The sequence below is a fragment of the Vogesella oryzae genome, from assembly GCF_902829295.1.
Lineage (GTDB): Bacteria > Pseudomonadota > Gammaproteobacteria > Burkholderiales > Chromobacteriaceae > Vogesella > Vogesella oryzae.
In genome coordinates, this window is sequence record NZ_CADEPL010000002.1 from 148586 (window position 1) to 160759 (window position 12174).

The window sequence follows — 12174 nt, forward strand, 5'->3', positions numbered from 1 at the left end:
GGCAGGCGGGTTGCTGGCGCCCGCCATCCTTCCATCAGTCTATGTCACCAGCTTGATAATTCACCTTTTAAATGACATGGCATTGCATGAAATAAAAACGGCCAACCCCGCAAGGTTGGCCGCATAGCACTGCTAGCGGATACCGGTTTATACCCGGCCGGTCACCAGATCGACTTCGTGCAATGCCACGACACGGGTGCGGTGACGCCACTTGTAGCCCAGCCAGAACACCAGGAACAGCGGGATGCCAATATAGGTAGCCGTCAGCCCCATCCAGTCGACGTGCTCACCGCCAAAGGCCCCGTAGTTCTGCCCCAGCATCACCACCATGCAGATGCCAAAGGCCAGCAACGGTCCCAGCGGGAACCAGCGCGCGCGATACGGCAGCTCGTGCAGCTCGCCACCCTGATGCAGATAGGCGCGGCGGAAACGGATGTGGCACACCGCGATTCCCAGCCAGGCGATGAAGCCGGTCATGCCGGAAGCGTTGAGCAGCCACAGGTAGACGCCCTTTTCGTCCACCAGCGAGGTCAGGAAGCACAGCGAGGCCACCACCGTGGTGGCGATCAGCGCGCGGCGCGGCACGCCACCCGCCGACAGCTTGCCCAGCCAGCGCGGCGCCATGCCATGCAGCGCCATGTTGTGCAGCATGCGGGTGGAGGCATACAGCCCGGAGTTACCGGCCGACAGGATGGCGGTCAGGATCACCGTGTTCATCATGCCGGCGGCCAGCGCGAAGCCGGCGCGCTTGAACACCAGCGTGAACGGGCTGGCGCCGACGTCTTCCATGCCGGTCTTCAGCAGCGACGGGTCGTTGTACGGCAGGATCAGGCCGATGATCAGGATCGCCAGCACGTAGAACATCAGGATGCGCCAGAACACCTGCTTCACCGCGCGCGGAATGGTTTTGGCCGGGTCGGCGGATTCGCCGGCGGCCACGCCGATCAGCTCGGTGCCCATGAACGAGAAACCCACCACCATGGCGGCGGAGATGAAGGCCGGCAGGCCGCCGACAAACGGCGCATCGCCGGTCTCGAACACCGCCAGCCCCGGCTCGAACGCCGCCGGGCGATCGCCGTGCATGATGCCGAAAATCATCAGCGTGCCGGTGACGATAAAGGCGATGATGGTGATGACCTTGAGCAGCGAGAACCAGTATTCCGACTCGCCAAAGCCTTTCACCGAGATGTAATTGAACAGGAACACCACGCCGAGAAACGCCGCGCTCCATACCAGGCCCGGCACGCCCGGGAACCAGTAACCCATGATGATCGCCGCGGCGGCCAACTCTACCGCCACGGTAACCGCCCAGCTGAACCAGTAGTTCCAGCCCAGCGCAAAGCCGAACGCCGGATCGACAAACCGCGAGCCGTAGACCTGGAACGAGCCGGATACCGGCAGGTAGGCGGCCATTTCGCCCAGGCTGGTCATCAGGAAGTACACCATCAGGCCGATGATGCCGTAGGCCAGCAGCGCCGTGCCGGGGCCGGCGGTGGCGACAGTGGCGCCGGAGGCCAGGAACAGACCCGTGCCGATGGAGCCGCCAATGGCGATCATCGACAGGTGGCGGGCTTTCAGTTCGCGCCGCAGCCCGTTTTCACCGTAAGAGGTGTTCATTTATTTTTCTCCATGTGTGTGCGCTTTCTCCCCGCTTGCGGGGGTGCGACACCTTGGCGACATCCGCCAGAATTGTCGATACGAAAAAGCGACAAGGAGTTACAGCCTGCCGTTTCCGGCCGGTTTTTCAGCCCAAAGGCAAAACCAATGGCATTTTTCGGGTGAAATTATGCAATTTGCAGCACCTGCCTCCCAAAGCCCTTTTCGCTACAAGGGAACCCGCCTTGACGCCCGGAATCGGTTTCATGCGCAGCGCATGGATTGCACCTGCACGCGCCAGATCAAACCGCCAGAAAACACGACGCCCGCCGGATCTGCTGCGGCGGGCGTCGTGTTTGGCGGCGATCAATGCCGGCTGCGCAAGCGCACCCGCGCCAGCAACGGCAGGTGATCGGACAAGTGCGACCATGGTTGGCCGTGACATACCGCCACCGACTCCACCTCCAGTCCGCGCAGGTATATGCGATCCAGCGACAACAGCGGCAGCCGCGCCGGAAAGCTGCGCGCGTGGCGGCCGGTGTGGCTGACGAAGGCCTCGGTGAGACCGGTGGCCGCCTTCAGGTGTTCGTCTGCCTCACGCTGCCAGTCGTTGAAGTCGCCAGCCAGGATCAACGGCATGTCCGACGGAATATGCTGGCGGATATAGCGCAGCAGCACCTGATACTGGCGGCGGCGGTCGCGCGCCAGCAGATTGAAGTGGCCGCACAGGCAGGCTACCGGCTGCGGCCAACCTTGTGGCTGGATCAGGGTATGCAGCAGGCCTCGCTGTTCCAGGCGGTTGACGGTCAGATCGTGGTTGGCCGCAGCATCAATCGGGAAGCGAGACAGCACCGCGTTGCCATGATGACCATGATCGTAACGCGCGTTCATGCCGTAGCTGGCGTGGTGCGCCAACGCGCCGGCCAGAAAATCGTGCTGCGGCCAACCCCGATGCTGCCGCTCGCGTGCCAGATGGCGACCCTGCACCTCCTGCAGGAACAGCACGTCCGGGTCCAGCCCCTGCAGGGCGCCGGCAATTTCCGGCATCAGCGCGCGCCGTCCCAACGGCGACATGCCTTTGTGCAGGTTGTAGGTCACCACCGAGATTGATTTCATGGTCATCCATTTTGTGCTGCGGGTTTTGCCGGCAGCCGCGCTTGCCTGAACGCGTGGCAACAGTTCCTGGCGGCCTATGCGGCCAACGCCGGTCCTCTCTTGCAGTCTACGCCAGCGCTGGCGCCGCATGATGCCGCCGTGCACCGCCGGCTGACCCAACACAAGCTTTCGACCGCCCGGCTCAAGCCGGCTGCGCCTGTAGCCAGTCCCGCAATTGCTGCAGCGACTGCTGTAGTGCCGGCCAGGCGGCCGCCATCTGCGACTGGTCGCCGGCATGTGCCGCGGCCTCCAGCGCGGCAGCGGCTTCGCCCAGCCGGTTGGCGCCTACCATCCGGCTGGCCCCCTTGATGCGGTGCGCCGCCCACACAATCCGCTCCGGATTGGCCTCGCTGACAGCCTGCTGCAATGCCGCCATGTCTTCATCGTTGCCATGCAGGAAGTCGTCCAGGATGTCGCGCTCCACCGACCAGTCGCCACTGCTGTATACCGCCAGCACGCTGCGATCCAGCGGTTGTGATTCCATGTCTGGCGCCGGCGCGCTGGCCGTCGCCACCTGTTCCTGGCTGACAGGGGCGGCCGCCGGTGACCAGGCATGGTGCAGCCACTTCTCCAGCATGGCCGCCAGCGCCTCCAGCCCCAGCGGCTTGGGCAAGAAGTCGTCCATGCCGGCTTCGCGAGTTTTCTCCACCTCTTCCTGCGAGGTGTTGGCGGTGCAGGCAATGATCGGGATATGCCGCGCATCGTCCAGCGCCGACTCGTAGTAGCGGATGGTCCGCGCCAGCTCGTAGCCATCCATCTGCGGCATGTGGCAATCGGTGAGGATCAGCGCGTACGCTTGCCGCTGCCAGCAATGCATGGCCTCGACACCGTTTTCCGCCACTTCCAGCGGGTAGCCCAGCATGCCGAACTGCTTGATGGTGAGCTTGCGGTTGGTGGGGTTGTCCTCGACAAACAGTACCGGCAGCTGTTGCCGCACGGACGGCTGCCGCAGCGTTTGCGGTGCTGGCACTGCCGGTACGGCCACGGCATCGGTCTTGGCCAGCGTCAGCTGCAGCGTCGCCGTGGTGCCCTCGCCCGGCACGCTCGCCAGCGCCACCTGCCCGCCCATCAGCCGCGCCAGGCTGCGACAGATGGCCAGCCCCAGCCCGCTGCCGCCAAAGCGCCGCGTGGTGGTGCTTTCGGCCTGGGTAAACGGCTCGAACAGTCGTGACAGGTTCTCTGCGGCGATACCGATGCCGCTATCGACCACATCGAAACGCAATGTCTGGCTGTTGTCGCTGTCCTCCAGACACTGCACGCGCAGTACGATCTCGCCGCGCTCGGTGAACTTTACCGCGTTGCTGCAGAAATTCTGCAGGATCTGCCGCAGCCGTATCGGATCCACCAGCAGCGTGCCGACTACCGTCGGGTCGACTTGCAGCGTGAATGCCAACCCCTTGCGCTGCGCCATGTCGCTGTATAGCTGGTGGACCTTGTGCATCAGCTTGGCGACCGATGCCGGCTCCGGCTGGATATCCAGTTTGCCGGCCTCGATCTTGGAGAAGTCGAGGATGTCGTCGATCAGCCGCAACAGGGTCTGTGCCGAATCCTGGATGGTGTCGATGCTGTCACGCTGTCCGGCATCCAGCGGTGTCAGCGCCAGCAGCTCCAGCATGCCCAGCACGCCATTCATCGGGGTGCGGATTTCGTGACTGATGGTGGCAAGGAAGGCGCTCTTGGCACGGTTGGCCTGCTCGGCCTGATCGCGCGCCAGCAGCAAATCCATCTCCTGTTGCTTGAGGCCGGTGACATCGGCATAGATACAGACCGAGCCGCCGCCGGCAATGGCATGGTCGCTGAGCTGGTACCAGCGCTCGCCGATATTGAGCTGGAACGATGCCTGTCCGCTGGCATGGCGGCGCAGGCGCTCGGCCACCCAGTCATCGATGGCGAACGGGTCATCCGGATGTTCATGGTTCTGCAGCCCGGTACGCAGCAGCTGCTCGAAATGCCAGCCTTGCAGGCCGGTAGGCGGCAGGCCGGCGCCGATCAGCTCGGCATAGCGACGGTTGCACAATACCAGCCGGTCGGCGGTATCGAAGAAGGCAAAGGCCTCTTCCAGCGACTCGATGGCGACCTCCAGTTGCTGGCGGGCGGCTGCCGCCTGGTCGTGCGCCTGGCTCAGGGCGTCGCGCGCGGCACGGCGCTCGGTAATGTCCAGACAGGCCAGGATCAGCCCCTGCTGCGGCATCTCCGGCAGCAGCAACTGGCCACTGACCAGCACCCAGATATGCTGCCCGCTGTAATGCCGGCATTCCACTTCCAGGCTGATCTGGCTGTTTTGCTGCTCGGCCAGCTGCAGCTTGGCCAGTACCTGCTGCCAGCCGCTGTCATCGGCCAGCAATTGCCGCAAGCCGACACCATGCAGGCCGCCATCGGCCACGCCGAACAAGCTGCAGCCGGCCGTATTGGCGCGCACGATGTCGTAGTGACTGTCCAGCCGCAGCAAACCTACCGGCGAGGCGCTGTAAATGGCCTCCTCCATTTGCAGCACTTCGCGCAGATGGTGCTCCGACGCCCAGCGGCGGTCCTCTTCGGCATAGAAGCGCACAATGCTGCTGCCGGCTGCCAGCAAGGGCTGTAATTCCACCTGTTGCAGGGCATCGAGGTTGGCCGCAAGTCCGGCCACCATTACCGTGCGGCTGTCGACGTGCACCAGCAGAAAACACCAGCCATCCTGCTGCAATACGCTGTGTTGCTGCCCCAGCTGCATCGCCTGCACCACCGGCAATGCCAGGAAGTCATCGACCCATGCCGGCCGCGGCGCGCTGCCGATGCTGGCCTGCTGCAGGAACAAGTCCTGTCCGTCGTGACCGCTTTGCAGCGCCAGAATGACGCCATCACTGCAACCGCAGTACTGCAGCAGGCTGAACAGCACTTCGTGGTACACCGTGCGCCGTGCGCTGCGCGCCAGCAACAGGCTTTCCACATGGTGGATGGCGCCCAGTAACTGCATGCTGTGCGCCAGCGACTCCTCGGCCTCATGCCGCTCCTGCTCGTTGCGGATGATCAGCATATAGCGCTCACCGCCATCGTCACTGGCGGGCAGGCGGCTGAGCGCGATCGTGGCATAAAAGCGGCGGCCATCCGCATGAATGCCGTAACCGCTCATTGGTGGAGGCTGTCCGGTACTGTCGCTGTGCCATAGCTGCTGCAGCGCTTCGCACCGCAGCAACCGCGAGATCGGCATGTCCTGCAGCTCGTTGCGGCCATAACCGAACATGCCGATGGCACCACGGTTGGCCACCCGGATTCTTTGCTCGCCATCGACGGTAACAATGGCATCGACAGCGGCATCCAGTAGTCGCTGCATACGCTGCAATGGCTGCAGGATGCTGTGACGCATGCGCAGCTGCAAGTACAGGTACAGCCCCAGCGCCAGCAAGGCGATACCGGCATTGGTAATCAGCTCGCGGCGGTAATTGGCCTTGTAGTCGACTACCCGTGTTGCCATGACATCGGTCAGCACCTTGAACAGCGCTCCCAGCTGCAGCCGGGCCTCGCGGTGCAGCTGCCGGTACTGCTGTACCGGCAACTGCCCGACCGCCTCCCGCTGCAACAGGCTGTGTTGCTGCTCGCTGCTGCTGCGCAGCCGCCAGACCAGATCGCTGACTCGATACAGTTGCTGCTGCAGCTGCGCATCGCCCAGGAAGCGGATGCCACCACGCAAGTTACCCAGCAGCAGCTGCCCCTGCTCCTGCTTGCGCAGTAATTCGTATTCGTCGGTACTGTTGAGTGGCCGGGCGAAATACGCCCGTTGCAGCAAGGCATTGGATTCGGCCTGCAGCATGGTGCCCAGTTGCCAGACCTGGTACTTCATCGCCGCCATGCGGTTGAGCGCAGGATCGGACTCGTCCACCAGCCAGAAGGAGTCCTGCTCCAGAAGGTTGTCCAGGGTGTCGAACAGCGGGCCGATCGTCAGCTTCCACGACGACAGCGCATTTTCGTCAAAAACATAGGGCCGTTGCCGCAAGTCCTGGTCTACTTGCTGGCGCCGCTTCTGCAGGGTGACAAGATGCTGCTGGAGCCGCGCCAGCATTGCACCGGCAGCCGGCTGCCGTGCCGCACCTCCGTCCTGCAACTGCTGCTGCAGCAGCCGGTCGGTTTTGCTCCGGGTCGCTGCCAGCTCCGCCAGCGCATCCGCGGTCGGTGGCGTGGCGGCCAGCAATAGCGCCAGCGTCTGGTTGTTTTCCCGCTCCAGTTGCTGGCCGGCACTGAACAGTGCCTGGTTGGCCGTATTCAGCGCTTCATGCTCGCTGGCCTTGCGGTAACCGTGAAAACCGGACAACAGCAATAACATGGATACCAGCAACTGCAAACCGCCCAGCACCAGCACGGTCAAGCGGATGGCACGGCCTATCGCGGCGGTCTGGTTCCCCCCACTTGGTAGCGTATCCATGCCCTCTCCCCCGCTGCCAGACTGCGGCAAGCTTATTCGTCGCCAGGCTGGGTCAGCACGATGCTGCTGACGCCAAAACGATCGGAAAACTCACGCAATACCCGCAACTGGGTGCGGGTAATGCTGGCACCGCGTTGCAACAGCAGGTGGCCGCTCTGGCTGCGCAGATCCGCCCCCAGAATCCGCCCCGGCTTGACATCGGCCAGCGCGACACTCTCCACCGGTGTCTGGTTCTCGTCCATGCGCAGCGCCGCCTCGGCAATCATTTCGCCGAACAGGTGCTTGTCGTGACGGGTACCGGTGGGAATGTTGCAGTAGGCAAACGGGTCGGCCTCCGGCCGCTGCCGGTTCAGCGCCTCCAGCAGGTGCCGTTCCAGCTCCACCGGCTTGGGCGGCTTGATGATGAAGCCGTCGGCATGCAGCCGTGCGGCCAACACGATATTGGTTTTTTCGGCATGACCGGACAGGAAGACGAACGGCAGCGTGGAGACGTTCATGGTCATGCCGCAACGGATTTCCTTCAGCAGATCCATGCCGTTGATCGGTTCCATCTGCAGATCGCACAGCACGACATCCACCGTCTTGGCATCCAGCGCCCGCTTGGCGGTGGCACCATCGACAGCCTGGTAGATATTCTCGTCGCGCACGCCCATCTCGCGCAGTGCCTTGACAAGCAGTGTGCGGACCAGCAGCTGGTCATCGACCACCAGCACATGCAGCTTGTCGAAATTGATAGTCATCATTCTTCCGGAAGCGTAACTCGCTACTACATGATGGTAGCGCTAATTAATCGCCGCAAGAATTGTTAGCAATCAAGAATGAATCAACACCGACTAGCTAGTTGTCGTATGGCAACAGCATTGGATGGCGAAAACACCAGCTCTGCCGCCTGTTGCCACGGCAGCCACTGCCAGGCGAGGTGCTCGCCCGCAGCCAACTTCACCGGCTGCGGGGCAGGCAGTTCCAGACTGAAGACGTGCTCGGTGTTGTGGGTGACGCCCGGCGCATAGCGATGGCGCCAGTGCGGGTAGATTTCGTAGACGTTCTGCTGCTGCCAGTCACACAGGTTGGCCGCATCGATGCCGGTTTCCTCGGCCACCTCGCGGCGGGCGGTGTCGATCAGCTGCTCGTCACCTTCGCGGCTGCCGGTCACCGATTGCCAGAAACCCGGACGGTCGGCCCGCTCGATCAGCAGCACCTGCAAATCCGGCGTGTGAATCACCACCAGTACCGATACCGGCTGTTTGGCAGGCTTCACGACTTGCCGCCCTTGTCTTCCAGCACGCCAATCAGACCGGCCAGCTCCACCGCCGATTTGACGCCCATTTTCTCGAATACCCGGGCACGGTGCACTTCCACGGTCTTCATGCTGATGCTCAGCACCTCGGCAATCTGCTTGTTCAGCAAGCCGGCCAGGATGTGCTGCATGACTTCGCGCTCGCGCTCGGTCAGCGTCTGCAACGCATCGGCGACCTGGCGGCGGCGCAGAAAACGCCCCCGCGCCTCGGTATCTCGCGCCAGACATTCCTCGACCAGTTTCAGCAGGTGACGGTCATCGAATGGTTTTTCCAGGAAATCCACCACCCCCAGTTTGAATGCCGCCACCGCGTGCGGCACGTCACCATGTGCGGTCAGCATCAATACCGGCGGGCAATAGTCCTGGCTGGCCAGTTTTTCCAGCAGCATGATGCCGCTCATGCCGCCCATGCGCAGATCGACAATCAGGCAATTGAAGTTGGCCGCCTCCGCGCCGTCCAGAAATGCTTCGGCGCTGTCGTAGCCGCTGACGCCAAGACTAGGCGACTCCAGCAACCACAGCAGTGACTGCCGCACCGCCAGATCATCATCGATTACCGCCAGTCGTTGCATGTCATACCTCTCCGGCTGCCGAGCCACCCAGCAGGCGCACCTCGCGCTGCGGGAAGGGGATCTCGATACCATGCTCGCCAAACAGCTGCCAGATCCGCAAATTGATGTCGGAGCGCAGCCCCAGCATGCCGTTTTCCGGATCTACCACCCAGATACCCAACTCCAGATTGATACCGGAATCGGCAAAGGTGACCACAAACGCCGCCGGCGCCGGGTCTTTCTTCACCCGCGGATGATCGGCAGCCTGGCGCAGCAGTGCCAGTGCCTGCGGCAGATCGGTGCCGTAGGCAACCTGTACCGGCAGGCTGATCCACAGCGACTTGTCCGAGTACGACTGGTTGACCACGGTATTCGCGATCAGCATTTCGTTCGGCACCAGCGCCTCCGAGCCATCGGCGGTTTTCAGCACCACATAGCGCGAGGTGATCTTGCTGACATAACCGGTACGGTTTTCCACCATCAGCCGGTCGCCGATGCGGATGGAACGATCCAGCAGGATGATGAAGCCCGACACATAGTTACTGGCGATCTTCTGCAGGCCGAAACCCAGGCCTACGCCCAGCGCGCCGCCAAATACCGACAGCACGGTGAGATCGATGCCGACCAGCGGCAGCGCGATCAGCACCGCGGCAATGATCAGCAGGGTACGCGCCAGCTTGATGAACACCAGCCGCAGGTTGAGATCCACCTCGGACAGCCGCATCACCTTGCCTTCGATGAGCTTGCTGACCCACAGTGCGCCAACCATGATCACAGATACCCACACCAGCGCCGACAGGATCATCAACAGATTGATTTCGGTTTTGCCGACCCGGAAGTCGATGGACTCCAGCCAGTCCAGCACCACCACGTCGAAGCCGGTCGCCCAGCTGGCAAAACCCAGCCACAACAGCATGGCGACAAAGTTCTCGCCGTTGCGTTCGAACTTGCCGGCCGGCAGCGCATGGCGCACCACCGCGGTCAGCACCCGGATCAGCGACAGCCAGAACAGCAGCGTGGCGATGACCACCAGCAGTTGCGACTTGCCGTGCTGCTGCAGATGCCAGCCAAGGCCGGCCAGCTGCGTCATCAGCTGTGCCGACAGCGGGAACACCAGCCGGTAAGCAAGATATTTGCCGAAGCCCCAGCTGTCCGGGGCCGCGCCGAAATAGCGGCGATAGATACGGCGTGACAGCACATAGGACAGCAACACGCAGACGGCGGCAATAACCAGCTCCAGCCAGCCGGTCGGCCCTTGCAGCGCATCCATCAGGCGATCAAAAGTCAGCGGTTCGGTACCGTGCCCCAGCATGTAGTTTCCTTGTCAGTACGGGTTCAATGGCTGGCGGACAAGCCATCCGGCCCCAGTGTCAGCACGCGGCCAACCTTGCTGGCCAGCTCGTGGTCGTGAGTCACGATGATCAGGCTGGTGCCCAGCGTGGCATTCAGCTCCAGCATCAGCTGGAACACCGCGTCGGCATTGCCGCGGTCGAGGTTGCCGGTCGGCTCGTCGGCCAGCAGGCAATCCGGCTTGGTCACCAGCGCGCGGGCAATGGCGGCGCGCTGGCGCTCGCCACCGGATAACTCGCCCGGCTTGTGCTGCAACCGCGCGCCCAGCCCGACCTGCTGCAGCATGGTGCTGGCCTGCGCCGCCGCCTCGTGCCGCGGCAGGCGGCGGATCAGCAACGGCATCATCACGTTTTCCAGCGCACTGAATTCCGGCAGCAGGTGGTGGAACTGGTAGACGAAGCCCAGATGGCGGTTGCGCAACTGCCCCAGCGCGACTTCGGACATGTCGGCCAGCGGCTGGCCCATCAGACGGACATCGCCACCGCTGGGCGTATCCAGCCCGCCGAGCAGATGCAGCAGCGTACTCTTGCCGCTGCCGGAGGCACCGACGATCGCCAGCCGCTCGCCGCGGCCAACGTTGAGGTCGATGCCGCGCAGCACTTCCACGTCCAGCTCGCCTTCGCGGTAACGCCGCGACAGCTGGCGGCAGGACAATACTTCTTCACTCATAGCGCAATGCCTCCGCCGGACGGGTACGTGCCGCACGCCAGCTGGGGTACAGCGTGGCCAGCAACGACAGCAACAGGGAAATCACCGCAATGGTGATGACATCGTTAGGCTGCACGTCCACCGGCAGGAAATCGATCATGTACACATCGCTGGACAGCAGCCGCGCACCGATAACGCTTTCGATCGCATGCTGCACTGTGCCCAGGTTGAACGACAGCAACAGGCCGCCGGCGACACCGGCAATGGTGCCCATCACCCCCGCCACCGAGCCCTGGATCACGAATATCTTCATGATGCTGCCAGGGCTGGCACCCAGCGTCCGCAGGATGGCGATATCGGCCTGCTTGTCGGTGACCACCATCACCAGTGTGGACACCAGGTTGAAGGCAGCCACCGCCACGATCAGCGTCAGGATGATGAACATCATGCGTTTTTCGATCTGCACCGCGCGGAAGTAGTTGGCATTCATGTCGGTCCAGTCGGTGGCCACCTGGTTGGCCGTCAGCACCGGCGCCAGCGCGACTTTCATCTGCGGCGCCAGCATCGGGTCATCCAGCTTGAGGCGCACGCCGGACACATCCTGCCCCAGGCGGAACAGCACCTGAGCATCGCGCAGCGAGATCATCGCCAGCGAGGCGTCGTACTCGAACATGCCGGCCTTGAAAATACCGCTGACGGTGAACTGCTTCAGCCGCGGCATCATGCCGGCCGGCGTGACATTGCCTTGCGGCGTAATCAGCGTCACCTTGTCGCCGACTTCCACCCCCAGCGCGCGCGCCAGTTCCACCCCCAGCACGATATTGAAGTCACCGCCCTGCAGCGACGCCAGCTTGCCGCGCAGCATCTGCTTGCCCAGCGTCACCACCTGGCTCTCGGCCGCAGGGTCGATACCGCGCACCATGGCACCGCGCACATTACCGCCGCTGGACAGCAGCCCCTGGGCGCTGACATACGGCGCTGCCGCCAGCACATGTGGCTGTTTTGCCAGCGTGGCGGCCAACGGTTGCCAGCCGCCGATGCGGCCGTCGTAGCTGGAGACCTCCAGGTGTGACACCACCGACAGCATGCGGCCGCGAATTTCCTGCTGGAAACCGTTCATCACCGACAGCACCACGATCAGCGCCGCCACGCCAAGCGCAATACCGATGACCGACAAC

General features: G+C 63.3%; 9 protein-coding genes. All 9 read right to left on the bottom strand.

Annotated features, from left to right (window positions below; all coding sequences use genetic code 11):
• Window positions 1-147: 147 nt before the first annotated feature.
• The 9 genes from HU218_RS01275 to HU218_RS01315 all read right to left on the bottom strand — a co-directional run bounded on the left by HU218_RS01275 (window position 148) and on the right by HU218_RS01315 (window position 12173).
• Complete coding sequence (locus tag HU218_RS01275) at window positions 148-1617, bottom strand: amino acid permease (protein WP_174873099.1); 1470 nt, start codon at window positions 1615-1617, stop codon at window positions 148-150.
• Window positions 1618-1962: 345 nt separating this feature from the next.
• On the bottom strand, window positions 1963-2712 hold the full coding sequence (locus HU218_RS01280; RefSeq protein WP_174873100.1) for an endonuclease/exonuclease/phosphatase family protein: 750 nt from the start codon (window positions 2710-2712) through the stop codon (window positions 1963-1965).
• A 181-nt stretch (window positions 2713-2893) separates the two neighbouring features.
• The gene (locus tag HU218_RS01285; RefSeq protein ID WP_174873101.1) at window positions 2894-7150 is read right to left on the bottom strand and encodes an ATP-binding protein; all 4257 of its coding nucleotides are present in this window, start codon (window positions 7148-7150) and stop codon (window positions 2894-2896) included.
• A gap of 32 nt (window positions 7151-7182) precedes the next feature.
• Window positions 7183-7890 carry a response regulator gene (locus HU218_RS01290; RefSeq protein WP_174873123.1) on the bottom strand — a complete coding sequence of 236 codons (708 nt, stop codon included), beginning with the start codon at window positions 7888-7890 and terminating at the stop codon, window positions 7183-7185.
• A gap of 83 nt (window positions 7891-7973) precedes the next feature.
• Complete coding sequence (nudB, locus tag HU218_RS01295) at window positions 7974-8408, bottom strand: dihydroneopterin triphosphate diphosphatase (protein ID WP_174873102.1); 435 nt, start codon at window positions 8406-8408, stop codon at window positions 7974-7976.
• Window positions 8405-9019, bottom strand: a complete 615-nt coding sequence (locus HU218_RS01300; RefSeq protein ID WP_174873103.1) for a response regulator transcription factor — start codon at window positions 9017-9019, stop codon at window positions 8405-8407. Before HU218_RS01300 ends, nudB begins: the two co-directional genes overlap by 4 nt.
• 1 nt (window position 9020) lies before the next feature.
• Complete coding sequence (locus HU218_RS01305) at window positions 9021-10310, bottom strand: mechanosensitive ion channel family protein (protein WP_174873104.1); 1290 nt, start codon at window positions 10308-10310, stop codon at window positions 9021-9023.
• A 23-nt stretch (window positions 10311-10333) separates the two neighbouring features.
• Window positions 10334-11017 carry a lipoprotein-releasing ABC transporter ATP-binding protein LolD gene (gene lolD, locus HU218_RS01310; protein WP_174873105.1) on the bottom strand — a complete coding sequence of 228 codons (684 nt, stop codon included), beginning with the start codon at window positions 11015-11017 and terminating at the stop codon, window positions 10334-10336.
• A complete protein-coding gene (locus HU218_RS01315; protein ID WP_246210689.1) occupies window positions 11010-12173 on the bottom strand; it encodes a lipoprotein-releasing ABC transporter permease subunit in 1164 nt (387 codons plus the stop codon). The genes lolD and HU218_RS01315 overlap by 8 nt, the downstream gene beginning before the upstream one ends.
• Window position 12174 lies beyond the last annotated feature (1 nt).